The 26,969-nt window shown below is 36.5% G+C and carries 21 protein-coding genes; 7 read left to right on the forward strand and 14 right to left on the reverse strand.

Annotated features, from left to right (window positions below; translation table 11 throughout):
- The 4 genes from JR347_RS05760 to JR347_RS05775 all read left to right on the forward strand — a co-directional run bounded on the left by JR347_RS05760 (position 1) and on the right by JR347_RS05775 (position 4,912).
- Positions 1-2,865 carry a BamA/OMP85 family outer membrane protein gene (locus JR347_RS05760; RefSeq protein ID WP_235689765.1) on the forward strand — a complete coding sequence of 955 codons (2,865 nt, stop codon included), beginning with the start codon at positions 1-3 and terminating at the stop codon, positions 2,863-2,865.
- Positions 2,866-2,867: 2 nt separating this feature from the next.
- Positions 2,868-3,398, forward strand: coding sequence for an OmpH family outer membrane protein (locus JR347_RS05765; RefSeq protein WP_205723099.1), 531 nt, complete (start codon positions 2,868-2,870; stop codon positions 3,396-3,398).
- A gap of 26 nt (positions 3,399-3,424) precedes the next feature.
- Positions 3,425-3,955: an OmpH family outer membrane protein gene (locus JR347_RS05770; protein WP_205723100.1), complete on the forward strand. Its 531-nt coding sequence runs from the start codon at positions 3,425-3,427 to the stop codon at positions 3,953-3,955.
- Between the two features lie 63 nt (positions 3,956-4,018).
- Positions 4,019-4,912, forward strand: a complete 894-nt coding sequence (locus JR347_RS05775) for a S66 peptidase family protein (RefSeq protein WP_205723101.1) — start codon at positions 4,019-4,021, stop codon at positions 4,910-4,912.
- Here the strand turns inward: JR347_RS05775 and JR347_RS05780 are convergent.
- Entirely contained in the window at positions 4,901-8,632 is a 3,732-nt protein-coding gene (locus JR347_RS05780) for a hydantoinase B/oxoprolinase family protein (RefSeq protein WP_205723102.1), read from the reverse strand. The genes JR347_RS05775 and JR347_RS05780 overlap by 12 nt on opposite strands.
- A 76-nt stretch (positions 8,633-8,708) precedes the next feature.
- Here JR347_RS05780 and JR347_RS05785 point away from each other — a divergent pair, with 76 nt between their 5' ends.
- Positions 8,709-9,332, forward strand: a complete 624-nt coding sequence (locus JR347_RS05785) for a DUF4230 domain-containing protein (RefSeq protein WP_205723103.1) — start codon at positions 8,709-8,711, stop codon at positions 9,330-9,332.
- On the opposite strand, the gene JR347_RS05790 is transcribed toward JR347_RS05785, so the two are convergent.
- The 9 genes from JR347_RS05790 to JR347_RS05830 form a co-directional block, all read right to left on the reverse strand.
- Entirely contained in the window at positions 9,315-9,926 is a 612-nt protein-coding gene (locus JR347_RS05790; protein WP_205723104.1) for a LysE family translocator, read from the reverse strand. The genes JR347_RS05785 and JR347_RS05790 overlap by 18 nt on opposite strands.
- A complete protein-coding gene (locus JR347_RS05795) occupies positions 9,923-10,948 on the reverse strand; it encodes an ATP-grasp domain-containing protein (protein ID WP_205723105.1) in 1,026 nt (341 codons plus the stop codon). The genes JR347_RS05790 and JR347_RS05795 overlap by 4 nt, the downstream gene beginning before the upstream one ends.
- A 5-nt stretch (positions 10,949-10,953) precedes the next feature.
- Positions 10,954-11,466, reverse strand: coding sequence for a DinB family protein (locus JR347_RS05800; protein WP_205723106.1), 513 nt, complete (start codon positions 11,464-11,466; stop codon positions 10,954-10,956).
- A gap of 39 nt (positions 11,467-11,505) precedes the next feature.
- The gene (locus tag JR347_RS05805) at positions 11,506-11,943 is read right to left on the reverse strand and encodes a YHS domain-containing (seleno)protein (RefSeq protein ID WP_205723107.1); all 438 of its coding nucleotides are present in this window, start codon (positions 11,941-11,943) and stop codon (positions 11,506-11,508) included.
- A gap of 85 nt (positions 11,944-12,028) precedes the next feature.
- Positions 12,029-12,517, reverse strand: coding sequence for a regulatory protein RecX (locus tag JR347_RS05810; RefSeq protein ID WP_205723108.1), 489 nt, complete (start codon positions 12,515-12,517; stop codon positions 12,029-12,031).
- Positions 12,517-12,990 (reverse strand): YcxB family protein, encoded by a 474-nt coding sequence (locus JR347_RS05815; protein WP_205723109.1) that lies wholly within the window; start codon positions 12,988-12,990, stop codon positions 12,517-12,519. The genes JR347_RS05810 and JR347_RS05815 overlap by 1 nt, the downstream gene beginning before the upstream one ends.
- Positions 12,991-13,083: 93 nt before the next feature.
- A complete protein-coding gene (gene nadC, locus JR347_RS05820; RefSeq protein WP_205723110.1) occupies positions 13,084-13,941 on the reverse strand; it encodes a carboxylating nicotinate-nucleotide diphosphorylase in 858 nt (285 codons plus the stop codon).
- Between the two features lie 15 nt (positions 13,942-13,956).
- Positions 13,957-14,352, reverse strand: coding sequence for a DUF4783 domain-containing protein (locus tag JR347_RS05825; protein WP_205723111.1), 396 nt, complete (start codon positions 14,350-14,352; stop codon positions 13,957-13,959).
- 94 nt (positions 14,353-14,446) lie between these two features.
- Entirely contained in the window at positions 14,447-17,020 is a 2,574-nt protein-coding gene (locus JR347_RS05830) for a M14 metallopeptidase family protein (RefSeq protein WP_235689766.1), read from the reverse strand.
- Between the two features lie 144 nt (positions 17,021-17,164).
- On the opposite strand from JR347_RS05830, the gene JR347_RS05835 reads away from it, so the two are divergent.
- Both JR347_RS05835 and ppk1 read left to right on the forward strand, forming a co-directional pair.
- A complete protein-coding gene (locus JR347_RS05835) occupies positions 17,165-20,419 on the forward strand; it encodes a TonB-dependent receptor (protein ID WP_205723112.1) in 3,255 nt (1,084 codons plus the stop codon).
- Between the two features lie 76 nt (positions 20,420-20,495).
- On the forward strand, positions 20,496-22,532 hold the full coding sequence (gene ppk1 / locus JR347_RS05840) for a polyphosphate kinase 1 (protein WP_205723113.1): 2,037 nt from the start codon (positions 20,496-20,498) through the stop codon (positions 22,530-22,532).
- 1 nt (position 22,533) lies between these two features.
- On the opposite strand, the gene JR347_RS05845 is transcribed toward ppk1, so the two are convergent.
- From JR347_RS05845 to gltX, 4 genes are all read right to left on the reverse strand, one after another.
- On the reverse strand, positions 22,534-23,736 hold the full coding sequence (locus JR347_RS05845; protein ID WP_205723114.1) for a Pycsar system effector family protein: 1,203 nt from the start codon (positions 23,734-23,736) through the stop codon (positions 22,534-22,536).
- Positions 23,737-23,798: 62 nt separating this feature from the next.
- Positions 23,799-25,013: an NAD(P)-dependent oxidoreductase gene (locus JR347_RS05850; protein WP_205723115.1), complete on the reverse strand. Its 1,215-nt coding sequence runs from the start codon at positions 25,011-25,013 to the stop codon at positions 23,799-23,801.
- A 133-nt stretch (positions 25,014-25,146) separates the two neighbouring features.
- Positions 25,147-25,380, reverse strand: a complete 234-nt coding sequence (locus JR347_RS05855) for a hypothetical protein (RefSeq protein ID WP_205723116.1) — start codon at positions 25,378-25,380, stop codon at positions 25,147-25,149.
- Entirely contained in the window at positions 25,373-26,917 is a 1,545-nt protein-coding gene (gltX, locus tag JR347_RS05860) for a glutamate--tRNA ligase (protein WP_205723117.1), read from the reverse strand. The genes JR347_RS05855 and gltX overlap by 8 nt, the downstream gene beginning before the upstream one ends.
- Positions 26,918-26,969: the final 52 nt, after the last annotated feature.

The raw sequence follows: 26,969 nt of genomic DNA on the forward strand, positions 1-26,969 counted from the left end.
ATGAAGAGAGTAATAGTATTCCTGATTTTTGTAGTACTGATAGGTGAAGTGAATGGGCAGTTTCGAAGAAGAAATAATACTCCCGAGCCATCTTCTGGACAATTAAATTATTCCAGACCTCAAGAGTACACGCTTGCAGGCATTAAAGTAACTGGTTTAAATATTTTAGATGAAAATGCGCTTATTTCACTTACAGGTTTAAAGATAGGTGATCAGATTAGCGTACCAGGTGATGAAATTTCAGGTGCTATTAAAAAATTGTGGAAGCACGGCCTGGTTGGTGATGTATCTATTTCTATCGATAAAATTGAAGTTGATAAGATTTACCTCAATATTCAGCTGGCTGAAAGACCAAGGCTGACTGGTTTTGAATTTCAAGGTGTTAAGAAAGGTCAGGAATCCCAAATACGAGAAGACTTAAACTTAATTCGTGGAAGAATATTAACTGACGCCATAATTCGAAATACTGAGATTGCTGTAAGAAATCATTATGTGAATAAAGGTTTTTTAAATGCCGAAGTTAAGATCGTTCAGCAGGAAGATACATTAAATAATGATGGCGTTAAATTAAAGATTCTTGTCGATCCCAAAGCGAAGGTCAGGATTAATAAAATCTATTTTTCCGGGAACGAGAACATAAAATCGAATAAGCTAAAATCTAAGATGAAGAATACGAACGAAAATGTTCGAATTGGCTTATTTAAACGTGTGGCTGAATTAATTGCAGGTTTTAAACCGAAAAAAGTACCCGAATTTTTTGATTCTACCTATGAAGTGAGCGGATCAGATATAAAGGAATTTATCAATGATAATATTAAGTTAAATTTCTTCAAGTCGTCAAAGTTTGTCAAATCTGATTATGAAGAAGATAAATTAGCAATTATTAATTTTTATAATTCTAAAGGGTTTAGAGATGCTGAGATTGTTGAAGATACAATTTATGATTATAATGACAGATCAATAAATATAGGTCTGAAGATTAATGAAGGTCGCAAATACTACTTTAGAAATATTGAATGGACTGGAAATTATATACATAAAGACGAAACATTAGATAAGATTCTAGCCATTGAAAAAGGGGATGTTTACAACAAAGAACTCATCGATCAGAAGCTAACATTCAACCCTAAAGGTCCAGACATAAGTGGCCTTTATATGGATGATGGATATTTATTCTTTAGTGTTAAACCTATTGAAGTGGCCGTTGAAGGTGACTCGATAGATATTGAGATGAGAATCTATGAAGGTGAGCAGGCTACGATTAAGAATGTTATTGTTTCAGGTAATGAACGCACAAGAGACCATGTGGTGAGGCGTGAGCTTAGAACAATCCCTGGGGAGAAATTCAGTAGATCAGATATTATTCAGACCCAACAGCGATTATCACAATTGGGTTATTTTGATCCGCAACAAATCACACCAACGCCAATGCCTAATCCGGCAGATGGAACGGTTGATATTGAGTGGGAAGTAGTAGAGAGATCGAATGACCAGATAGAACTATCCGGAGGTTGGGGTGGAGCCTTTGGATTTGTTGGAACGTTAGGACTTAGCCTAAACAACTTCTCAGTAAGAAATATGTTGAGAGGTAAATTTAACCCAATACCCACTGGTGATGGGCAGAGACTTTCAATTAGAGCACAAGCAAATGGTAGACAATTCCAGAGTTATTCTGCCTCATTTACAGAGCCATGGTTAGGCGGCAAAAAGCCTAACTCATTTAGTGTAAGTTATAGTTACTCTATTCAAAGAGCACGTTTTGGGACAGATAGAGATGGCAATGGTATAAATGATAACTTTCCTTCGATTAGGGATTTTGACGCCTCATTAAAAGTTCAAAGTATTACTCTAGGTTTAGGTAGAAGGTTGGAATGGCCAGATAGCTATTTTACGCTAACAAACTCAGTTTCATACCTTGTTTATTCATTAGAAAATTACCTGGGAGGAGGTCTTGGGTTTTCAAATGGTAATTCAAATAGCTTAGTTTTTAATTCAACGCTTTCAAGAAATAGCATAGACAATCCAATGTTCCCTACTAGTGGTGCATCAATCTCTTTAAGTGTTGCACTTACACCGCCATGGTCTAAATTTAGGGAAGATAATTTCTGGGAGATAAAGAACTCTGAGATAGAAGCTGTAGGAGCTGACGTAGATAACAAATTTAAATATGAACAAAATAGTGACGGAGTTTATGTTCTAACAGATATCCCATTAAGTCAGAGAAATCCAGAGAATTACGAAGATAGATTACGAGATGAAATTCGTGATCGAGAGAACGCTGAAAGATATAAATTACTTGAGTATCATAAATGGATGCTCGATGCAACTTACTATACTAAGTTGGTAGGAAAGCTGGTTTTAGAAACCAGAGCCCATTTTGGTTTTATCGGTTCATATTCGTCAAATCTTGGCATAGGTCCTTTTGAACGATTCAGCCTTGGAGGAGATGGTTTAGCCGGTCAGAATTTCTTGTTGGGTAATGATGTAATTGGTTTAAGAGGCTACGACAATAACTCCATCACTCCGCCAAATTATGGAGGACCAACTACGGCAGTTACATCAAATCAGCTTAGAGGTGGTATTGTATACAATAAATATACTGCAGAGCTTAGATACCCAGTTACAACAGGTCAATCTGCAACTATTTACGGACTAGTATTTGCCGAGGCAGGTAATAACTGGGGTGACTACGATTTGTTTAATCCGTTTGATGTTTACAGATCGGCAGGTTTTGGAGCGAGAATATTTATGCCAGCATTCGGATTGATTGGTCTGAACTGGGGTTACGGGTTTGATACCCTTCCCGGAAGATCTCAAAGAGCTGGTGGACAATTCCATTTCACAATTGGTCAACAAATAAGATAAGCATGAAAAAGATCCTTTTTCTATTTTTGGCATCATTTTCGTTTATCCAACTTCAGGCACAGAAGTTTGGCTATATAGATACAGACTATGTATTGAGTAAAATGCCTGAATATAAGGAGGCTCAGGCCGAAATTGACAAACTGTCACAGGGTTGGCAGGATGAAATAAAGGAGATGTCTCGAAATATTGGCTCAATGTATGACGAACTTCAGGCAGAAGAAGTACTTTTGACGGCTGATATGAAAAATGAGCGATTAGAGCTCATTAGGACTAAAGAGCAAGAGTTAAAGGAATATCAAAAGAAGATATTCGGTTTTGAAGGGCTTTTCTTTTTGAAGAAAAAAGAATTAGTAAAGCCTGTTCAAGATAAAATTTTTGATGCGGTGGAAGTAGTGTGTAAGGAGCAGAGATTGGCCATAATGTTTGATAAGGCTGGTGATTTAGTGATGATTTACACAGACCCACGACATGATTATACGGATTATGTGTTGGACGAACTAGGTCTGGGTGACCCGAATGATGTAATAAAATAGTAAGTACAGATAATAAAAATAGAAAGATGAAAAACAAACTAGTATTAGCAATAGCAGCAATTTTATTTATTGGAACTGCAGCAACTGCACAAACAATGAAAATAGGCTACGCTGATGTAGACTATATTTTAAGTGAAATGCCTGAGTCAAAACAAGTGGAGTCGGAGCTTCAAGCGCATAACACTCAATTACAAAACCAATTACAAGCAAAGTATCAGGAGTATCAGCAAAAGGCCCAGGCCTATCAACAAAGTGCTGCTACAATGGTTGACGCTGTAAGAAGTGAAAAGGAGACTGAATTAGCTCAGTTGGAACAAAGAATTCAAAAGTTTCAGCAAGACGCTCAGACTTCAATGCAGAAAAAATCTGCTACACTTATGGAACCTCTTTATGCTAAAATTGGCTCTAATATTGAAGCTGTAGCAAAGGAGAATGGTTACACACATATTTTAAACGGACAAGTAGGTGGTATTGACGTAGTTCTTTTTGCTGATGAGAAGTTCGATATTTCGGACTTGGTTCTAAAGAAAATGGGCATTACACCATCATCTAACTAAGAGATAAATTAAATTATAAGTTAAAGGCTTCCACATAGGAAGCCTTTTTTATTTCTTTACACTATGCAGCGTCCACCACAGTTACTTGCGGGAGATAAGGTAGTGATTGTTTCACCTTCTCGCCAGATAGAATCATCACAATTAGATCAGGCACTAAAAACCTTTCAAAACTGGGGGCTGGAACCTAAAGTTGCAGAGCACGCACTTAGCAAACATGGTTATTTTGCTGGCAACGATGGAGAGCGTTTGTCTGACCTGCAGCTAGTGTTAGATGACCCTGAAGTTAAAGCAGTTTTTTGTGCAAGAGGCGGATATGGGATGACTCGAATTATTGATGAAGTTGATTTGAGTACTTTTATTAAAAACCCTAAATGGGTTATTGGGTTTAGCGATATCACTGCTCTTCATCTGTTAATTAATAAAAATAATATTGAAAGTATTCACGGTCTTATGCCGGTTCAATTTGAATATGATGGTATTGAGAAGTCTTCTTATTCTCTCAAAAAAATATTGTTTGAAGGGGAACTTAATTATAACTGGAAGGGTCACTCACGCAACCTAAAGGGTGTGGCAAAAGGCCAAATAATTGGCGGTAATTTGTCTTTACTTGTAGATAGTATTGGTACAAAAAATGAAATTAATACAGATGGTAAAATCCTTTTTATAGAAGAAATTGATGAATACTACTACAAGATTGATCGGATGCTTACTCAGCTGAAGAGGGCAGGTAAATTTGATACTATTGCTGGGTTAATCGTTGGTCAATTTTCAGATTTAAAGGACACACAAATTAAATTCGGTAGTGGTTTACAGGATATAGTGTTGGATAAAGTGAAAAGTTCAGTTCCTGTTTGTTTCAATGCACCGATTGGGCATGAAATGCCAAACCTAGCTATACCATGTGGACGAGAGGTGAATTTATCAGTGAGTGAGTCACAGGTAAATCTATTGGGGTAAACCAAAGCCACCTCCTCCAGGAGTTTTGATAATTAGTTGATCTCCATCCTCAATTTCTTGTTCATCTGAACTACTCAACTCAATTTTCTCACCATTTTTCTTAATTAAAAATTGTTGCCCCTTTTTTCCTGAGTGCCCTCCATTCAGCCCATAAGGAGCTATAACCCTATGTTGACTCAAAATGGTTAGAGTAAGATTATCCAAAAATGTGAATGAACGACAAACTCCATTACCGCCTCGGTACTTTCCTTTCCCTCCAGACTCTTCTCGAATTTGAAAATAATTGAGTCTCACCGGATATTTTAATTCTAATATTTCAGGGTCAGTTATTTTGGTATTGGTCATGTGCTGATGAATAGCATCATGGCCATTGAAATTAGGTCCGGCACCTGTTCCGCCACAGATTGTTTCATAGTAACCGAAAGTATCTTTTCCGAACAGTAAATTGTTCATCGTTCCCTGACTACATGCTGCTAGGCCTAAGGCTTTTAAAATAGTATCAGTCAATCTCTGACTTACTTCAGTATTTCCTCCCACCACAGCAGGTTGATGATTGTCAAAATTGGGATTCAGCAAACACTCAGGTAGATCTATTTTTACATGTTGCATTAGGCCTTCGTTCAAAGGAATATCTTCATCAACCAGAATTCTGAGCACGTATAGGATAACGCTTTGAACTATTGCTGGATTCGCATTAAGATTACCCGAATGAACATCTGAAGTGCCATTAAAATCAAGCTCAATTAAATCTTTCGATATCTTAATTTTTACAGACAGTTTAGAACCGTCATCCAGCTCTTCTTTTGCCTCGTAATCTCCATGATGAAGTTGCTTTAGCTTTGATTTTAATAGCGAGGCTGAATACTTTTTAATGGAGAAAAGGTTTTCAACAACCGTATTTGATTCAAATTGCTTACAAAGTTTTTTTAATTCTCTGATGCCTAGCTGAATTGATGCCAAAGCTCCATTAATATCAGCCATATTTTCATTAACAGATCGTGTTGGAAACTCAGCCTTACTCAATAACTCTTTAATCTCCTTAATACGTGATTCCCCGGATTTTATTAGATACATCGGTGGAATTATTACTCCTTCTTCATTCAGGCTTTTGGCATTAACTGGCATAGAGCCGGGTGTCCTTCCGCCTATTTCAGAATGATGGGCTCTATTAGCGACAAAGCCAATAAGCTTATGATTATAAAATACGCCACTTATTAAAGTGACATCCGGTAAATGAGAGCCTCCATACTTTGGATGATTTGTGATTACCACATCGCCCTCTTCTATTTCAAGTTGATCAAGAACTTTTTTAACACAAACACCTAAACTGCCTAAATGAACGGGAATATGCGGAGCATTAATAATTAGGTCACCTTCAGAGTCTAAAATTGCACATGAAAAATCTAAACGTTCTTTAATATTTACAGAAAATGAAGTTCTTTCAAGCATGGCACCCATCTCTAAGGCTACACCCATAAATCGGTTTTGAAATAACGTTCTTGAGGCACTTTCTGACAATTGAATATCTTCATAGTTCGAAGCCATTCTTTTCAAAACCGAAGAATTCCATTCGTCAATTTCAAGCTGCCAATGAGGTTTAATATAAATGGTTGTACTATTACTGGTAATTATTGCTGGCCCTTTGATTACATTACCGGGAGATAACTGATCTCGACTGTAAACAGGTGTGTCCAAATAGTTTCCGTTACATAGGCTTTTTGTTCGTGAATTTGGTTTTGGGGTTGTTGTAGATACTCTTGATTTTTTCCCAAACTCAGTATTATTAGTGGCAACACTCATGACAACCTTTACAGATTCAACCTCAATTTCTTTATTGTCTATCCAATGATTATAAATTTTAATGTACTGATCTCTGAATGCTTCTAAAAGATCGGAAATACCGATATTGTCTATCTCAATTGTAGATTCCTGACCTTCAAATCTTAAATAACAATATACATGTTTAGTAATTACGTCTTCTTCGGTATATCCAGATTGTTCAAAATCCGCTAAAATTTGTTTTTTTATTGACTTTAAGATTCCAGCTTTTTCGGAAGTAAATGAATTAAGCTCCAGAAGAACCAACTGCTCTTTTATCTTATCCATATCGGCCAAACCAATGCCTAGTGCACTAAGAATACCTGCATCATAAGGTATTAGCACTTCAGATACATGTAGTATTTCAGCAATATCGCATGCGTGTTGTCCACCAGCACCACCAAAAGTGACAAGGCACATACCCTCTAATGAGGCCCCCTTTCTTGTGGCTATCTTCTTAATGGCGGATGCCATATTTTCATTAGTAACTCTAAGAAATGATTCTATCAAATCTTCTGTAGATGTTTTCTCGTCTAAACCATTTGAAACTTCTTGTAGTGCTCTTTCCGAATCAGCCTGTTTCAATGGAATAGCAAACTCGTCAGTTACGACCCGCCCAGCTAATAAATTTAAATCGGCAATGGTTAATGGGCCATTATTACCATAGCAAGCTGGCCCGGGACTGGCTCCTGCACTTTCTGGCCCTACTTCGTACATTCCGTTTCTTACAGAACAGATTGATCCCCCACCGGCAGCTATTGTGTCAATGTCCACGCAAGGGCTTTGGATGGTTGCATCACCTACTTTTGTTTGATAAGCATAGGTTATGTCATTTTCAATGATGGAAACATCTGTGCTTGTACCGCCCATATCAAAGGTAATGATTCGGTTAAACCCCGATTGACGAGAAGAATGATAGGCACCTAGTATTCCACCGGCAGGTCCGCTCAAAAGCCCATCTTTAGGAAGGTATTCCGTGCTATCAACAATGGCTCCGGCACTTGAAATAATTCTCAGCTGCTTTTCCGGTAGCTTTTCCTTGATTTCTTTAAAATACTTACCTAAAACAGGCTCCAAATAGGCATTAACAACTGTTGTTTCTGCCCTGTGAACAATTCTTATATTAGATGAAACTTGATGTGATGCACTGGTATACTTATACCCATTATTTTTCAGTTGCTCCAAGGTAATAGATTCATGAGCATGGTTTTTATAGCTATTTAGATAGGCAATGGCTATGGATGAATCTTTTGGAATACTATCAATCTCGTCATTTAATAAGTTAATTGGTTGCCAAATTGAACCATCAGATGTAATTCTTTCATCGACTTCAATAACTCTTGAGTAGAGTGGAGGAGGAGTTTGAATGTTAAGCTCAAAGAGCTTTGGTCTCTGCTGCGTACCAATTTTTAAAAGGTCTTTGAATCCTTTGGTGATTAGAAGAGTAACGTCACTTCCTTTTTTTTCTAGAAGAGCATTAGTTCCTTTTGTGGTGCCTAGCCGCATTTCCATTTTAGGCAAGCTTGCCTGTAAAGCTGTAGAAGTTAAAATTCTTGCAGCCAATATTGGCACCGGCTCTAAAGCTGTGATCTCGTACCCACCGGATAAATCAAATGTGTCAGCCAAAGTTTCAGACAGCTTCAACAATTGATTTTCGGATTCGTAACCCTCTATTTCAATTGATTTGCCTGATTTTGATTCTATCAGTTGATAGTTGGAAAGGATGTTACTATTTATAGGAGGATTAAGCGAAACTTTTAGTGTAGTATCATCTAGTTTTTGTTTGATGTAGCATTTAATGATACCACTGCTTAGAAGTTTGAGTCTATGCTGATGGAACTCAGGATCAATGGCAATGCAGTCTGTGAAAGTTCCGCCTGTATCTATCCAAATTTTCCACATGAAATGAAAGTTACAGAACAGCATTATTTAATGCTATGAATAATCTTTAAATTGAAAATATTATTACGTGCAACTTATGAGATCAGTAGTGAAAATTTTACAGATATTACCATGGATTGGGCTTTTGGCTATTGTAATCTATTTGTGGCAGACTCAGGAAATTAAAGAGAAACCAATTGAGATAACTAATTCAAGTATTTTAAGAGAAGTGGAATCTTTAGGTAAGCTTGAATTGGTTAGGTATAATTTTAAAGAAATTACCGAATTGAAGAAGGTAAGTCCTGAGTTTTGGAAAATATTCAAGCTGGGACCCGACAGTAAAATTGCTTTGATATCTGAAGGTTCAGCTGTAGGATGCATTGATCTTTCTAAGCTGTCAGAGGAAAATATTTACCATTCTACCGATACTATTTATATCAACTTACCAAAGCCAGAACTTTGTTACTATAAGCTAGATATGTCTAAAACGCGTATTTACTCGATGCAAACCAACCCATTGGAAGACGAAAAAGAGTTTATCAGAAGGGCATATCAGGCAGCAGAAGATGAAATAAAACAGTCAGCAATAAACTCTGGTATTATGGAAAATACATTGAGAAATGCAGAGATTATGCTCAAACCTATCATTGAAAAACTAACAAATAAACAGGTGGTGTTTACATTGAAACCTGATGTAACTCAATTAAACATCAATAAGTAGCTGCCAAATTCCATAAAATCCCAAAATGAAGAATACAACGGCTGGAATAAGCTTTGTGAGTTTCTGATTTTTGATCTCCAGGTTAATTCGAGTCGAAAAATTGATCAATGCAAATAGTAAGGCAAAAGTACCTGCTGACACTCCCAGTGCATAAGTAAGTAGCTGACTGTTATTATCTATACTCATCCAACCTTGGTTGGACAAATACGCAGTTATGCCAACCCAAAATGGAATAGCCAATGGGTTAAAAATGCTAACTATCATTCCTCTTCTAAATCCGCCTTTATTAGTTAAGGGTTTTGGGGTGTCATTCTTAAAGTATTGATAGGTGTTAATAAACGCTAATAATAGTATCACCGAAGTGGATAAAAGTTTGATGTTGTTCATCACAATCTCAGTTGAAAGCAGCCAATCACTAAAAATCACTGCGATGATAACATAGGGGAATTCTATTATAGCAGACGCGAGACTGAATCTGATGGCAGCTCTACTTTTATTTTCAATAGCGAGTTGAAGCACACTTATATTTATGGCTCCGGGAGGAATAGAGCCTATAAAACTAAAGAGAAAGGCAAATAAGAAAACTGTTATCATGTGCCTACTGCTCTTGTTTTTTTGTACTCGCGCCATGCCTCTTTCAAGGTCATAAATGGAATTCCTTTTTTGTGATTTTCCATGCTAATCTCAAATAACACTTTCCAATGATGGAAAATTACTTTATAAGCGTTCCATAGACTGTAACCGGGGTTATAAATATGTGCTGGTTCAGATCCTGCTCCGTTCAATTCCATTATTTTTAATTTACCTTGATAAAGGTCTTCAATGGAATGGACTTTGATGTCAAATCGCCCGAAGTAGAACCCATTAATGTTACGCGCTATATCATCAAATAATTGCACTAACTCACTATTAATTAGATGGTTAGCATCTAAAAATTTAGTTCCTCTGGAGTGATTTCCGATGTAAACCAGATGAATTGATTCACCTTCTTTCACTATTTCATTTAAACGATTCTTATATCTGAGCTCTAATGTTTTACATTGCAATTTGGCTCTGTCATATTTCGATATTAGCTCCTTGAGAGTAGATTTTCCATCTCCTTTTAAGGTTAACATCTCCTTAGCCACGATTGAACTAATAACCCCTGATTTTTGAGATGGATATCTGTAATAAAAAATACCTAGTTCAATTTCCTCCGTTAAATATTCCTGAATCAGGTAATCAACAGTAATCTCTTCGTGATAATTGATTAATTCTTCAGCATTATTAATTTTTTCAACCTTCCAACCTCTTTCTCCAATATCTGGCTTGCATATCACGGGGAAAATAAGTGTGGCAATCACTTCGCTTAGTGATTTATCTTCATGCTTTATGTATGTAGTTTGTGGGATTAGTTTAGAAGGCAAACTATCCAAAATCTTTATTTTTGATTCGCCTAACATTCCACCATTTTCAATTCCAGGGTTGGATGCAGAAAAGTAGAAAAATGATCTTGCTTTAGCAGCCAGATAGAACCAATAAATAAATACAGGCCAATAGACGACCAAAAAAGGCCAATATTCCCAATTACGGAGCCTAATTAAAAAGTTACTCCTCCAAATGGATTCAAAAAACATTGGATTTATTTGGCTACTTGTGCCTGTTGAAATTTAATGGTAGATACAGCGACACCAAAATTACTAGGAAGAGAAATATAAGATGCTATTTCTTTCAGACCCACTTTAATTAGTGCCATATGATGTATGGCGTGTTCTATGTTATAGGCAAGTTCACGATAAAGGTTAGTTTCGATAGCGGTATTCTCCTCATCATAAAGGTTATAATTAGCCACCAGTGTCAACTGAATATTGGAAGGTGCATCATCAAGAAAATTTATGATATCCGCAATTACAGCTTCTGCAACAGTTCTGTCTTGTTCTATTACTGCGTCATGATCTCTTTTGTCGTAGTTAACTGCACCGTTTTTACAGCTGCTGATCAGACAAGTGAAAAACTCCAAAGTATGCCTAACATGCTGGCCTATGGTTGAATTGTTAAGTGAAGGGATGGGCTTAGCAAAATCCTCATCTTTTATGCTATTAATAACAGAATCTAACTGTTTTAATATTTCCTTACACGCTTCCGTTAATTTCATCCGAGCAAATATAATTAAAAAGTGATTTTGGAGAATTAACTAATTGTTTTTTAGCTTATCCCAATTTTTATCGGCTTGAGATTTTAGTTTTTTCTCATTCTCATTCCACGGCTCCAGCGTATTGTTACCCCAAAAGTTATAGAAGAGATATAACTTACCATCTAATATTTTATACGTTTCAGGATCTATTTTTACCTTTTCTCCAGTTTCGCCCATGGCATAAGCACACCAGCCACCATAAGCAGGAATGTATTTATCTGGTGATTTTTTAAAGGCTTCTAAATTCTTTTCAGAATTAAAATAGTAGGTAATTCCCTGATGTTGAGATTGATATGATTCTTTTCCTTCTTTAGGCTCCCCATTAAAATAGCTTACAACATCATAGCCTTCAACAGCTAAACCTTTTTTTGCATTGATAGTTGTCTGACCTAAACAAAAGTGCGATACCAAGACAAGCAGGATGATTCTTATCAGCATAAAATTTTCTTTATTGATAAGGTTCTATACTCCATTTCGATTAAAAGGTTGGTGTGAAAAATGCTATTGTCAGCTAGAATACAAGTTAATCCTCGTTTTTTAAGGCATCCCAAACAAGGGTTGGTTCATAACCCTTCTGTATAAGGTAAGCAGCTACTTTTCTATTTTTTGTAAAGCTATCTTTAGCAGTGACTTTGCTCTTTTTACTTGCAATGAGTTCGAGAAGAGTGTTTTGGTAGTCCTCTTCATCAATTTCTTCCATAGCCTTTTTAATACAATAATTGCTTACTCGATGTTGATTAAGGCCTTGCAGGATTTTATTTCGGCCCCATTTTTTGATACGAAACTTTCCGCCCGCATAAGCCTTGGCAAATCGCTCTTCATTGATGAAGTTTTCAGTGATAAGTTCACTTAGAATTTGCTCTACATCATCGCTATATAAGCCATAAGTGTAAAGCTTATCTCTTACCTGTTGTTGCGATCGTTCCTGATAAGCGCAAAAGTCAGCGGCCTTTAGTTTCGCTTCTTTTGGGTTGAGTTTCCTTTTGGGTTTTTCGTATTCCTCCGAAAACATTATTTAATTAAGCCCTTACGCTTCATAATGCTCTCTACAAATTTACGCTCGTTATCCGTGTTGAAAATCTTGAATGGTAAGTGAATTAGCTGTGCTTTATTAACAACCAAAAGCAGGTGATTTTTCCCAACACTTCCTCTTTTTATTTGCTCCCACTTTAGCGGCATTCCTTGCTTATTGTTGAGCTTAATTAATATTTGCTGGCTAGTGATTTCATAAGCGAGCTTTTCAAAAAGCATTTTGGTTTGATCGAGTTGAGTAACCCCGGCAAATTGTATTAGCCAGAATAAAATATATAATACAAGCCCGATTCCTGCTCCTATAAACCACCAGATATTAGGTATCCAGAAGTAGCCTGCGCAAATAGCCAGCACAATTAAGGATACCCACCACTGTTGTTTCAATACGCTAATAAGCGCTAGTTTAATGTAGGTTCCGCTTTCGAGTTTATACTTTTTGGTTTTAACAATCATCTCTTCTAATATTTACTCCACTTCTTCAAATGAGGTGCAAACTTAATTCATTAGAATAATAATTGTTTGATTGGCGAGTTCTTTTTTGGAAGCTTAAAATGCCTTAAGGCTCAGGTCTTTACTTTTTACTGAATGTGTTAACGCTCCTATTGATATAAAGTCTACTCCGCACTCTGCCACTTCAGCAATATTCATTTCAGTAATGCCACCACTGGCTTCAATTTTACATTGGCCATTAATAAGCTTAACAGCCTCACGCATGGTTGAAGGCATCATATTATCCAACATTATTACATCTACACCACCAACAGATAGCGCTTCTTTCACCTCATCAAGGTTTCTTGTTTCCACCTCTATGGCGAGTTGCTTTCCTTTTTCCTTCAAATATTTTTGCGTGGATTGCACTGCTTTTGTGATACTTCCTGCATAATCGATATGATTATCTTTTAACATGATCATATCATATAGCCCAAATCTGTGGTTTTTACCACCGCCAATTGCCACTGCCCACTTTTCTGCAATTCTGAAATTCGGGGTGGTCTTTCGCGTATCAAGAATTTTGGCTTTTGTGCTTTTTATTAAAGAGCACATATGATGAGTATATGTAGCAATGCCACTCATGCGCTGCATACAATTAAGCACTAACCTTTCTGCAGTTAATATAGACCTCGCGCTTCCTGAAACTTCAAAGGCAATATCTCCTGACTGCATTGTATCACCATCTTTCATCAAAATGTTGAGCTCAAGTTCAGGGTCTACCTCTTTAAAAATCTTATGGGCCAAATCAACACCGGCAAGAATACCATCGTCTTTTACTAGAAGTCGTGCTCTACTCTTATGCTTTTGTGGAATAGACGATAATGAGGAGTGATCGCCATCGCCAATATCCTCTGCCAGGGCAGATTTAATAAATTGCTTGATGGATTTATCAGATAAATAAGCCAACGACATAATAGAAAATCAGTTTTATTCCTTTATAAAGGAAATTTCATTGATTAGGTAGCGCTCTCCTGAGCTCTTTATTCTCATCCAAACTCTAAATGTTTGTCCGTTACTAATGTATTGGCCAATAGCGTAAGGCAAGCCTCCTTTAGACGATCCCTGATGTACTATAGTAAAACTTGTAGGTGGATTATTTTTGAAGAAGTCCTTAAAAACATATTCAGCCTGTATTTTGCTATAAGTTTGAATATCTGAGTCAATAGTGACATCAACATTAGCATCAAAATGCTTAGAAACCTCTTTTGAGCTACCTGACTTAATGGCATTTTTTACATCATCAATAGTTTCTTTTTGTGCGTGAGTCTCACTAAAAAAAACAAGCGATAGACAAAAAAGTAATATGTATTTAAGCGATTTCATGATAAATTAATTCTAGCGAAGATAGTCCAAAACTGTGCCAAAATATCTTTAATTATTGAAATTACAATTATAATCAGTCAGTTCCAATCTAATACTATCTGTTAGCCGACCTATCTACCAACTTACCAAAGAAAATGGCATTTAAAAACGTTTTGTTGGTTCCATACCAAAATGCCCTAAAATTTAAGTCATCGGTAAACCCAATAACCTTGCCTTGTCCATAAGATGAAATACCCACACCTGAACTATTTTTGAGCATTTCAAGGTTTTCTTCAGAGATATAACCGCTCAATAAAGGATTCTCAGTATACATCATTGGATTAGAATATGCACCTGTTGATGGAGGTAGGAAATCTTCAGAATTCCTAAAAACAGGTAAATACTCTTTTTGATAACCATAAAATAATGGATGAGTTAAATCTATTCGTGTATTAAAAATGGCACCGCCTATTTCCTGGGCGCCTTCAAATGCATCGATATCGGAATATTTTCTGTACTTAGAGGAGTCAGATTTAGCGGATTTCTTCATCTCAAATTTTCCCAGACCTATTTTATTCAGGTATTTCAATGCACCTTGTGAGCCTACTATTAAGCCTCCATTCTTCACCCATTCTTTTAATTTTTCAGCATCGTTAATGTTTAAAGCTGAATAATAACCATCAACCATTACAATGACATTATATCGATCTAACGAAACTCTACTAAATCTATCAACTGGTAATAGAGTTGCCTCCATATCCATTCTTTGGTCGAATAAATGCCATACTTCACCAGCATCATAGGATCGGACTGACTCGCCCACTAAAATAGCAATAGAAGGTATACTTATTGTCTCGAACGAAGGACTTCCAAGGCTCACTGTTTCATAATTAAGTCCAGATTTTAATGCATGAATGTCTATTCCAACATCTTCACTTAAAAATTTCAGTGTGCTATGTATCTCTCCCTTTGTTTTAAGTTGAATTCCGACCGGAATTAAGATAGTTCCTACCTCAAAATTCTTATCCCCGGATGTGAAGTTTTGGGTGGCTACTTTTAATTTAAAACCATTTTTAAGCAAGTAGTATAATGCTTTTGGTGAGTAGTAATCATTCCATTCAAAGACATAGGCATAATCAGAATTATCACCTACTATTTTACCCTTAGGTTGAAGAATAGGTGAAAATGGTTGACCTAACATATTCGCATTGAAGCTTCTTCCATTAACCGTTTCATAGTCAATGTTAAATGCCATTGGCAATGTCCATGCAGAAACATCATAAAACAAACTGTCCTGAAAGTTAGTAGTGACATCAAACATGGCTTTAATAAGCCTGTAATTCGAATTATTTAAAGGAACCACATAAGATTCATCAACTTCATAGGATTGCCCGGATATCTTAGTTTTAGATTTACTCTGATAAACTGAAATTCCATGTCTGTTCATCAGTTCAGCAAGGTGGTAATTCCTCCATTTATCTTTTGAACCAAATACGATAGCTGCCTGGCCGGATTTTGTAGCCTCGTTATAAGCGTCTTTAAAATAGCTTCTCTGATAATTGAGAAAAGCATCTCTATTTTGATTCAGGCCTTTTAATGATGAAAGCGCTGTATTAAATTGATTTCTGATAGTAAAAGGGAAGGTTAATACACCATTTTCTGTTTCCCTTGCATGACCTCGCGAACTTGCTTGTTCAAAGAGAATACCTATACCTCCGTTAATGTCAGGGTAGGTTGAGCCTTTCCCATAATAAAAGTCGTCATAACTTTCTTGCGTGTAATAGAGCGAGCCGATGCTATCCAAAGCCTGTGCATGAAACCTGCCTAATTCAGCAGTTAACTCAAATACTTTTGCAGGAGTTTTTGGGTTGTTTCTTGAAGGGATGCCTGGTTGAAAGAAAAAAGTGTTATTACTTCCCATTTCATGATGATCCGTTAAAAGGTTTGGTTTCCACTTATGAAATTGGGCTATTCTTGCTTGAGATTCAGGTAATTGAGTAACAAGCCAGTCTCTATTCAGATCAAACCAATAATGATTAGTCCTTCCGCCTGGCCAGGGCTCGTTCAGTTCTCGGTTATTTGGATCATCATATGTGTTAGAACTTTTATTAGCATTGACATAATTGGCAAACCGGTTTAGGCCGTCAGGGTTAAAACTCGGATCTAAAAGAATGATAGTCTCATCGAGAATTTTATCAATGTAACTTCCTTGCGCAGCTGCAAGGTAGTAGGCGACTAATAACGAAGTATTGCTTCCGCTGGGTTCGTTTCCATGTATACTATAACCCATATAAAATACGGCAGGCATATTTTCAATTGCCAGTTGAGATGACTTGCTGGGATCAGTGAGTGTGATATGCTCATTTTGCAGATTTTCAAGATTTTGATGATTGGATGGTGAGGTGATGATAAGGTTAATTAACGGCCTCCCTTCGTAGGTTTTACCAATTACTTCTAATGTAATTCTGTCAGAAGCAGTGTCAAGGGCTCGCATGTATTCAACCAGCTTATCATGACTCACATGCCACTCGCCAACTTCGTGTCCAAGTACATCAGAGGGCTCAGGTATGTCTGACTTATATGTTACCCCACTTGGTAAATAATAGGATAGATCTGCCTGAGAAAAAGAGATGGAATTTGTGGTTAATAAGATTATTAGAATAAAAAATCGCATGTATTTGAGTTTCATTAATTCTTAACAATTAGATAAACTTTTAGGAGGGTGTAAGAAACATACCACCGTTTAATTTGCAAGGATTTAAAATTGAATAAATGTCTGTTTTAATCCTAAATAATTGCATAAATTAAAAATCAATCACTATTATTTTAAGCTATGAAACAAATTTTACATCGACTACTTGTTATTCCATTTCTGATAGGAGTAAGCTTTGTTGCTTATTCTCAGGGGGTAACATCATCAAGTATGAATGGTAGAGTAACTGATAATTCAGGTGAACCTCTCCCAGGAGCAAACATTGTGGCGGTTCATACACCTTCAGGAACCACTTATGGAACCATCTCCAATATTGATGGGTATTACACATTGGCCAACATGAGAACAGGTGGGCCTTATAAAGTTACGGTATCTTTCGTAGGATATGATACGCAAGTGATAGAAGGAATAAATTTGGTTCTCGGTGAAAAGAGAAACTTGAATTTCACTTTGAATGATAATGCTGAAACTTTAGCTGAAGTCGTAATTACGGCACAAACTGATGAAGTTATAAACTCAGGTAGGACTGGTGCTGCTACCAACGTTAGCACTGAAACTATAAACCAAAACCCTTCAATTAATAGATCAATTGAGGATTTCGTGAGGTTGACTCCGCAAGCTGCTTCAGGAGTTGGTAATGGTGGAGTTTCAATTGCCGGAAGTAATAGTAGGTACAACAACATTACAATAGATGGTGCAGTTAATAACGATGCATTCGGATTGAATTCTGATGGATTACCAGGAAGTAGTTCAGGTGCTGAACCAATTTCACTGGATGCAATTGAAGAAATATCCATTTTAGTTGCCCCTTATGATGTTACAAAAGGGTCATTTACGGGAGGTGGTATAAATGCTGTAACTAGGTCAGGTACAAATGATATAGAAGGTTCAGCGTACTACTTTGTGAGAAACGAAAATCTTGCTGGTAAAACAATAGGAGATGACCCCCAGAAACAATCCCCATTTTTTAATAGGCAATATGGAGCAAGAATTGGAGGACCAATAATTAAGGATAAGCTATTCTATTTCGTAAATGTGGAAAGAGAGGTAGCAGAAACACCAAATCAAATTAGGCTTGTTTCACAATCAGAACTGGATGCCTTTGGTGGAGATGTTCCTGCTAACGTATCAAATATTAGTATTGAAGACGCTCAGTCAGTGCGTAATTACCTACAAAATAATTTTGGTTATGACCCAGGAGGTTTTGGTTCTTTAGTTCCAGAACGACAGAATACTAAGATATTTGGAAAGTTAGATTACAACATCAACAAAGATCATCAAATATCATTTAGACATAGTTATTTAAAGGCTACTGATGAAAATATCAGTAGGTCTCAAAATTCTTTAGAATTTGAAAATAATGGGTACTTAAATGATGTTGTGAGCAATTCATCGATTTTAGAGTTGAGATCTAGACTTTCTGATAATGCTTCAAATAACCTGATTATCGGTTATACTAGCATTAATAGAGAAAGAAATCTAGACGATTACGGGCCATTATTTCCGATGGTAGAGATAGATACAGATAATGGTACTACATTAATAGCAGGTTCTCAAAGAAGCTCAGTTGGTAACGAATTAAGGCAAGGAATCGCACAGCTTACTAACAATTTTACTTTATTTAAAAATAAGCACACGTTTACGTTTGGAACTCATAACGAAATGTTTGATATATTTAATTCATTTGTGAATCGTTATCCAGGTCATTATGAATACGATGGACTAGATAATTTCCTTAATAACGATTTAGGTCCAAATGGAAGATTTAGAGTAAGATATTCATTGGATTATTTTAATGACCGTTTTCAGCCTGTTGATCTAAGGTTTTTACAGACAGGATGGTACGTACAAGACGAGTTTCAAGCAACTGAAAAGTTAAGGCTAACGGCTGGTCTTAGAGTTGATATTCCATTATTCTTAGATGAACCAAATGCCAACCCTCTTTTTGCGCAGGAGTTTGGTAGAAATGTACAGGATGTGCCGAGTGGTCAATTACTTTGGTCTCCTAGGTTCGGATTTAATTATGATGTAAATGGTGATCAATCACTTCAGGTAAGAGGTGGATTAGGAATATTCACAGGCCGTGTTCCTTTTGTTTGGATATCTAATGCATACACTAACTCGGGAGCTACAACCTCATTAGTGGATGTGCGAATAAATCGTGGAGGTGATAATGTTCCTTTATATCCAGATGGTAACAGAACATATGAATACTTTATTGCGGATCAATTAGGAGTTGATGTAAATGATCCAGCTGTTAGACAAGAGATTGAGAGTAGACAGTCAAATGCACCAACTTCTCAAATTGATGTATTGGATGAAGATCTGAAATTACCTCAAAATTTTAGAATGAACCTTGCGGTAGATACTAAATTACCATGGGGATTAACAGCTACTTTCGAAGCAATTTATTCTAAAACTATCAATGCAATTCAGTATCAGAATTTACAGCTGGGTACACCTGACGGGTCTATTCCTACAGAGGCTGGAAGGCCAACGTTTTCTAATAATCAAATCAATGATAATTTTAGAGACGTCTTCTTACTGACTAACACAAATGAAGGGCACCAATACAGCTTTACCGGACAGTTGAACAAATCATGGTCTAACAACTTATCAGCTATGTTAGCTTACACCTACGGTGTTTCAAAAGATGCCAATGGTGGAACACATACTACAGCCAATTCTGGTTGGGAATTTAATCCTACTCCAGGCAACCCTAATACCGTTGATTTGAGTTATTCTGTGTGGGATTTGAGACATAGAATTGTAGGTAATGTTAATTACAGGAAAGAATATGCCAATTTTGCTGCAACATCAATTGGTGTTTTCTTTAGTGCTCAATCAGGCTCTCCGTTCACTTTTATGGTAAATGGTGACTTAAACGGTGATGGTTCTTTTGGTAACGACCAAGCTTATATTCCAAGAGACCAGAGTGAGATTCTTTTTGGATCAGGAGGCGTGCCAGCTGATGCAGCAACTCAGGCACAACAATGGGCAGAACTTAATGCCTTTATTGAAAGAGATGATTATTTAAAGGAGAATAGAGGTAAAATAGCTGAGAGAAATGGTGCGAGAACACCATGGACAGCATTAATTGATTTAAGATTAATGCAGGAGTTCAAAGTATTGGATAAGAATAGACTACAGTTTACAATGGATATTGAAAATGTGGCGAACTTCTTAAATAATGAATGGGGAAGACAGTATGATGTAAGATTTAATACGTATAACCTATTACAATTTACGGGCTTTGATTCTGCGTCAGGACGTCCAGTTTATAATTATTCTGATAGACCAGAAGCATGGACAATTAACAATGCACCTTCAATTTGGAGAATGCAACTTGGCGTTAGATATATTTTTGGCAACTAATAGTTCAAATATTATATCAACTATTTAAAATAAAGAGGCTCGCTAGAGCCTCTTTTGTTTTAATAATATGGCTAATATGGATTATAAATTTTTCGATCGAGACCTCTCGTGGCTTTCATTTAATAAACGCATTTTAATGGAAGCTGCCGATGATTCATTACCCATTTATGATAGAATAAAGTTCCTTGCTATCTATTCGTCTAATCTGGATGAATTTTTTAGAGTACGGGTAGCGGCTATTCGAAGTATTGTAGAAATCGATAAAAAGAAAATTAATTCGAAATTAAATAAGAGTCCAAAGAAGGTACTTAAAAAGCTGCTCAATGAAGTACATGAACAGCAGGAAGAATTTGGTAGGATAAAGCGTGATGAAATCATACCTGAATTAAAGAGAAACAACATTATATTTTACAGGGATGAGCCTATAAATGATAATCATAGACCATTTCTTAAGAAATACTTTCGTTCACGAATACTTTCTTACCTACAACCTATCATTCTTACAAAAGGGGAAAAGAGCGATATTTTTCTTGAGAACAGGAAACTCTATTTCATTATTGATTTAAAATCAGATCAGGGCACGCAGGAAGTAGCTTTGCTAAATATACCATCCGACAATTTATCAAGGTATGTGGAGTTGCCAAGAATAGAAGGACAGTATTTCTATATTGCTATTGATGATATTATAAGAGAGAATTTATCTTTCCTGTTTCCTAAATATAAAATTGACGGCTGCTACTCTATTAAAATTAATAGGGATGCTGATTTGTATATTGATGATGAGTACTCTGGAGATTTAGTTGATAAGATTAAGAAGCAGATCGCAAAACGAAATTTAGGTGTACCTTCTCGGTTCCTGTACGATCAATCTATGCCTAAAAGTATATTGGAATACCTCACTAGTAGATTGGATCTGAATGAAGATGATTTGGTTCCTGGCGGTAGGTATCATAATATGCATGATCTGTTTTCTCTGCCAAATCCACTAAAGCCGGAATTAGAATCTAAGGAATTTGAAACCTTAGTTAAGTATGAACTTGAACATTCAGATTCAATATTTGACGCTATTGATAAAAAGGATGTGATGCTCCATTTCCCTTATCAGTCGTACGACTATGTTCTTCGTTTTTTTAATGAGGCGGCCTTGGATCCTGATGTTGAAGAGATTAAAGCCACATTTTATAGAATTGCTCCAGAGTCATTCATATGCAATGCCCTGATAAGCGCTGCTCACAATGGTAAGAAAGTAACAGTATTCGTTGAAATTAAAGCCCGCTTTGATGAGCAAAATAATTTGCAATGGGCCGAAAGGATGCAAAAGGCTGGTATCACTATCATCTACAGTATGCCAGGTCTTAAGGTTCATGCTAAAGTAGCACTCGTTAGAAAAAAACAGGGCTCTAAAAACCGAAATTATGGTTACTACGGTACAGGAAATTTCAATGAAAAAACAGCAGAAATATATGCTGATCAGGCCATCTTCTCTACTAATGAATCAATGAATAAAGACTTAAGTCATTTGTTTCAATTTTTAGAGAACAATGAAAAAAATACACCAAAGTTTAATTCTTTACTGGTATCTCAATTTAACCTGATTGAAGCTTTTGAATTACTCATTGAGCAGGAAATTAAGAATGTGGAAAGTGGGGGCAAGGGCCATATAATAATAAAGCTAAACAATCTTCAGGATACCAGAATGATTAGTAAACTGTACGATGCCAGTAATGCGGGAGTGAAGATTGAAATGATTGTGCGATCTATTTGTTGCCTAATTCCTAACGTTTCAGGCCAAAGTGAAAATATTACAGTTCGTAGAATAGTAGATACATACTTAGAGCACTCCAGAGCGTTTTACTTTTACAATAATGGCCAACCAAAAATTTATCAGGGTTCAGCCGACTGGATGGTAAGAAATCTTGATAGACGGTTTGAGGTAGTTTTCCCTGTGCTGGAAGAAGATCATAAAGAGGAGATTACTAAAATGCTCGAACTGCAATTAAATGATACAGTGAAGGGAGTTGTTCTAACTAGTAAGTTAGAAAACAAGAAATCTCAAAAATCAGGAAGTATTAGAAGTCAACGAGAATTTTATAATTATCTGAGCTCCAGATAAGTTAGGCGCTGTTTGGGTAAAGTAACAATGCTATGACAAAACTCATAATGGCTATGATAAAGCCAAACATGAATACATTATAAGATTTTCTAAGCATCTTATATTTTTTACCCAATACTATTCCTAAAAAATAGATGTCTTTAATCAAGCTTCCATAGAGAAAATCGGCATCTTTCATCATCTCTTTCATTCCCCACATGTAGTTGTCTAACTCCATACCATGGAAGTTGCCAAAGAATAAAAGGTTGGTTTTTTTCTCACGAATTTCCTCACGTGTAAATTTACCCGAGGAGATGTTTGGTCTGGTTGCCAATACGGCAAAAACGATAGTCGTTAAACAAACAATTACTAATATCAATGCGGGAATTATTAACTGTGGGTAGTCTTCAAATTTTCTGAACAAGACAGATACCAGCACTGATAAAATAATGGAATTAATGGAGATCATTATATTGGCCTTAGTATCAGCCATTGCGCTAAGCTGCAAATGATTTTTTGAGGTAACTCTAAACATCGTTTCTATACCTCGGTCTGGCTTTTGTGTTTTAGCCTTCACAAGTTTAGCCTCTAATTTTTCTATTTTGGCCTCAAGCTTTTTTACTGACTTGGCTTCTTTATTAATCTTTTTTTTTAACAGATCGAGGTTTTCTTGTTTTCGAGGTTCTAAAATGTTCTTCCCATAGTTAGTGAAATAGGTGTGCGACTCAATAAAAGAAAGCGTTTTTTGTGCCCATTCATTGGAAGACATTTGGTGATTGCAAACATTGCAGAGCTCTTCCCGCAAATGCTCACTTTTCATTTGAAATGCATCTGTAGATAGGTGAAAGAGATCAGCATCACAAATTATTTTAGAAAGCTCATCCTGTGGCTGTTGAGGCATCTTCGTACTTTGGATGAGTCTGGAAACTTGCTCAATTGTTTTGCTTTCTGCACCCCACTCTTCAAGTTTATCACGCATTAAATTTATGCTGGCTTCTTCATGGTTATTTTCATCACAGTTATACCCTAAGTCATGAAACCAGGCGGCAATTTTTAAGGCTTCTAACTCCTCACCATTTACTGATTCTTCTTTGGCAATAAGCTCTACCGCTTCAACTACTTCCTGAGTATGTTTCAAATCGTGATACGTAAAATCCTGCGGAAGCTTCGAAAGAGTTTTTTCTGCAAAAGCTTTGGACTTTGAGAGTAGGTCAGGTTGCGCCATAAAGAATAAAAATAGCCAATTTTATTGAGTTGATACAATAACGCCTACGCTATGAGAATCGTTTATTTTCCATCCACATAATTTTGCAGGTATTGGAAACGATCTGTTAGCTTACCATCCTTAGCAATAGTCGCACGTTCAATTACACCTTCGGAATCCTTATTAAATAAATGAGGAAGCACATTGTTCAGAAGTTCTTTCCCAAAATCAACAGAAGCATCTCTAGGTAACTCGCAAGGTAAATTGTCGACAGCCATTACTGTAATGTTACTCTCGTCCTTTAAAGCAGCCTCTATTTTGTCCTCAGATGGATTATAATCATAGATAGGATCATCTATTGTGCTTGGTTTCTTGGTTGAAGGTATAGAGCCCTCAATATCACAAGTTATATCCGCAATTACCTTGATTTTAAAGTTCGGCTCAAGAATATCTTCTCTTTTAAATAACACGGGTGCTGCAGGATCCCAGTAAGCTCCAGCAATTAATAAATCGGTGACTTCCGAGAATTGAGCAAAATCGCTTTCGTACAAATGTGGTGATTCATAAAAATCACCTCTATTGAACTCTGTGCCGTCTTTAGCCTTGTTATAATCACGAGAGTTTAGTTGCGTGTATACAGGCTCATCATACAATTCATTGATATAATCAGCAGGTGTCACTTTTCTTATTCGCATACCATCTAGCACTTCCATTGCTCCACGTGATACACGCCCACCACCGGTTACTGCTATTTTGATGGCGGGAAGGTTTACCTTCTCATATTCAGTTTTTAAATCTTCTAAATCGAAACACTTATGTGCTGGCCTTATGTTGAATAGATTGTATCGTTTACCATAAGTTAGAATCCCATTATACGCACCAACAAGCCCTGCATATCTGCCAAAAGCTACTACTCTTGTTCCTTCACTATCTGTTAAAAGTTCGTAATCTATTAACCTGATTTTCTTAGATAATATCTCTCTTAACAAATCTCTGTTATATGATTGTTCTTTAATGGTGTGTGAAAAAAACAAGTATGTTTTTCCTTCGATTAAATTTTTAATGGGCACTTCTTTTACGCCCATCAAAATATCACAATCATCTACGTTATCAACTACCTCAATTTTTTCATTAAGGTAGTCGTCATCTTTATAGCATCTAATATCACTTTTCTGAGCAACAACCTTAACGTTTGGAAAGGTGTTTACAATCTCTCTTGCCTGAAATGGAACTAGTGGAACACGTCTATCGACAGGTATTTTACCTTCTTTTAAGATGCCAACTTTAAGATTATTCATGGATTATCTAATTAGTGATTCCGGCAAAGATAGTGTTAAACAACTCATAACTCCAATGAGCATTGAAGTATGTTTGGGAGGAAAAAACAGGGTATAAATCGGTGATTATTAAAAGTGTGAAGTGAAGCAAGGATTATTCTTCCTCATCACTTTTTCCAGACTTTAGTTCTTCGTAGTCTTCTCTATCAACAAGCTTTTTATCTTCAACATTCTTGTTTAAAAACTCATTGATTTTATCAATATTATAACTTGTTTTGAGTTCACCGAATGAATCAATCTCCACATTAAAACCCTCTAAATCCTTGTTTACAGTGGGTTTATCCTTCTTTTTTTCTTCGTCCTTATTTTTTTTCTTTTTCTTAGACATCTATTTGAATATTATTTATTGCAGTAGCAATTCTTTCAGCAGACTCTTTAGCACCGAGGATTTCAATTACCTGCATTAAATCAGGTCCACTTCCTTGACCTGTAAGTGCTACACGTAAACTTTGCATTACCATGCCCATTTTAACACCTTGCCTTTCCAGCACTTCATTAAGTAGTAATTTAGCAGATTCTGAGTCTAAATCAGTTTTTTCAACTAGTTTATCTTTATATTCATTCAGAACCTCAACAACAGTTTCATTCCATTTCTTACTGATTACTTTCTCATCATAGCTCTCTGGCTTAACAAAGAAAATTTGCGCCTCGTTCCATAAGTCTTGAGGGAACTCTACGCGCTCTTTTAATGCATTACAAATTTTCTCTAATGAAGAATTACTATATTGAATGTGATCTGGCTCTACTTTTTCACTAATGTAATTCACTAATTCGTTAGTAGGTTTCGCTTTCAGGTATTGTTGGTTATACCATTTAGCTTTTTCGATATCGAATTTTGCACCTGATTTACCAATTCGTTCAATAGTGAAACTCTCTACTAATTCGCTCAATGAAAAAATCTCTTGCTCAGTGCCCGGGTTCCATCCTAAGAAGGCTAAAAAGTTGATGAAAGCATCTGGTAAGTATCCTGCTTCTCTAAAACCAGAGTATTTTTCTGGTTTTCCATCTTTATCAGGGAATTGGCCAGTAATAGGAAATACAGGAAAGCCTAATTTATCTCCATCTCTCTTGCTCAATTTGCCATTTCCATCAGGTTTAAGCAATAATGGTAGATGAGCAAATTCGGGCATTGTATCTTCCCATCCTAAATACTTGTAAAGTAGCACGTGCAGTGGTGCTGATGGCAACCATTCTTCCCCCCTAATCACATTACTTATTTTCATTAAATGGTCATCCACCACGTTTGCCAGATGATAAGTCGGCATTCCGTCAGATTTCATCAGTACTTTATCGTCTATGGCTGAGGAATGTACCATTACCCAACCTCTGACCATATCATTTAGCCTTACCTCTTCTTTTCTAGGCACTTTAAGTCTTATAACATAAGGCTCCCCAGCAGAAAGCTTCTCCTTTACCTCATCTTCAGATAGAGTTAAAGAATTCTTCATTTGCATTCTGGTAACGCTATTATAGGTGAGGGATTCAACTTTAGCAGCCTTCAGTCGTTCACGCATTGCATCAAGCTCTTCCGAAGTATCAAAAGCGTAATATGCATGCCCATTGTCTAAGAGTTGTTGGGCATATTCTTTATATATAGACTTTCTTTCTGATTGTCTGTAGGGACCATAAGAACCTCCGGCATTAGGTCCTTCGTCAGGGTTGATCCCAGCCCACTTTAAGGATTCAAAAATGTACTCTTCCGCGCCTTCAACAAATCTAGTTTGGTCGGTATCCTCTATTCTAAGAATGAATTTACCTTTATTTTTCTTGGCGAAAAGATAATTATATAATGCAGTTCTAACTCCACCTACATGCAATGCTCCTGTTGGACTGGGAGCGAATCTAACTCTTACTTCTTTAGTCATACCTTAATGAAATTGGGGTGCAAAATTACAAAATGGTCTATTGAAAAGCACC

Source organism: Fulvivirga lutea (genome assembly GCF_017068455.1).
Lineage (GTDB): Bacteria > Bacteroidota > Bacteroidia > Cytophagales > Cyclobacteriaceae > Fulvivirga > Fulvivirga lutea.

What these genes read in the sequence shown, in the direction of transcription:
- JR347_RS05760 (WP_235689765.1), top strand. Translation starts at nt 1, where the DNA reads ATGAAGAGAGTAATAGTATTCCTGATTTTTGTAGTACTGATAGGTGAA.
- JR347_RS05765 (WP_205723099.1), top strand. Translation starts at nt 2,868, where the DNA reads ATGAAAAAGATCCTTTTTCTATTTTTGGCATCATTTTCGTTTATCCAA.
- JR347_RS05770 (WP_205723100.1), top strand. Translation starts at nt 3,425, where the DNA reads ATGAAAAACAAACTAGTATTAGCAATAGCAGCAATTTTATTTATTGGA.
- JR347_RS05775 (WP_205723101.1), top strand. Translation starts at nt 4,019, where the DNA reads ATGCAGCGTCCACCACAGTTACTTGCGGGAGATAAGGTAGTGATTGTT.
- JR347_RS05780 (WP_205723102.1), bottom strand. Translation starts at nt 8,632, where the DNA reads ATGTGGAAAATTTGGATAGATACAGGCGGAACTTTCACAGACTGCATT.
- JR347_RS05785 (WP_205723103.1), top strand. Translation starts at nt 8,709, where the DNA reads ATGAGATCAGTAGTGAAAATTTTACAGATATTACCATGGATTGGGCTT.
- JR347_RS05790 (WP_205723104.1), bottom strand. Translation starts at nt 9,926, where the DNA reads ATGATAACAGTTTTCTTATTTGCCTTTCTCTTTAGTTTTATAGGCTCT.
- JR347_RS05795 (WP_205723105.1), bottom strand. Translation starts at nt 10,948, where the DNA reads ATGTTTTTTGAATCCATTTGGAGGAGTAACTTTTTAATTAGGCTCCGT.
- JR347_RS05800 (WP_205723106.1), bottom strand. Translation starts at nt 11,466, where the DNA reads ATGAAATTAACGGAAGCGTGTAAGGAAATATTAAAACAGTTAGATTCT.
- JR347_RS05805 (WP_205723107.1), bottom strand. Translation starts at nt 11,943, where the DNA reads ATGCTGATAAGAATCATCCTGCTTGTCTTGGTATCGCACTTTTGTTTA.
- JR347_RS05810 (WP_205723108.1), bottom strand. Translation starts at nt 12,517, where the DNA reads ATGTTTTCGGAGGAATACGAAAAACCCAAAAGGAAACTCAACCCAAAA.
- JR347_RS05815 (WP_205723109.1), bottom strand. Translation starts at nt 12,990, where the DNA reads ATGATTGTTAAAACCAAAAAGTATAAACTCGAAAGCGGAACCTACATT.
- nadC (WP_205723110.1), bottom strand. Translation starts at nt 13,941, where the DNA reads ATGTCGTTGGCTTATTTATCTGATAAATCCATCAAGCAATTTATTAAA.
- JR347_RS05825 (WP_205723111.1), bottom strand. Translation starts at nt 14,352, where the DNA reads ATGAAATCGCTTAAATACATATTACTTTTTTGTCTATCGCTTGTTTTT.
- JR347_RS05830 (WP_235689766.1), bottom strand. Translation starts at nt 17,020, where the DNA reads ATGAAACTCAAATACATGCGATTTTTTATTCTAATAATCTTATTAACC.
- JR347_RS05835 (WP_205723112.1), top strand. Translation starts at nt 17,165, where the DNA reads ATGAAACAAATTTTACATCGACTACTTGTTATTCCATTTCTGATAGGA.
- ppk1 (WP_205723113.1), top strand. Translation starts at nt 20,496, where the DNA reads ATGGATTATAAATTTTTCGATCGAGACCTCTCGTGGCTTTCATTTAAT.
- JR347_RS05845 (WP_205723114.1), bottom strand. Translation starts at nt 23,736, where the DNA reads ATGGCGCAACCTGACCTACTCTCAAAGTCCAAAGCTTTTGCAGAAAAA.
- JR347_RS05850 (WP_205723115.1), bottom strand. Translation starts at nt 25,013, where the DNA reads ATGAATAATCTTAAAGTTGGCATCTTAAAAGAAGGTAAAATACCTGTC.
- JR347_RS05855 (WP_205723116.1), bottom strand. Translation starts at nt 25,380, where the DNA reads ATGTCTAAGAAAAAGAAAAAAAATAAGGACGAAGAAAAAAAGAAGGAT.
- gltX (WP_205723117.1), bottom strand. Translation starts at nt 26,917, where the DNA reads ATGACTAAAGAAGTAAGAGTTAGATTCGCTCCCAGTCCAACAGGAGCA.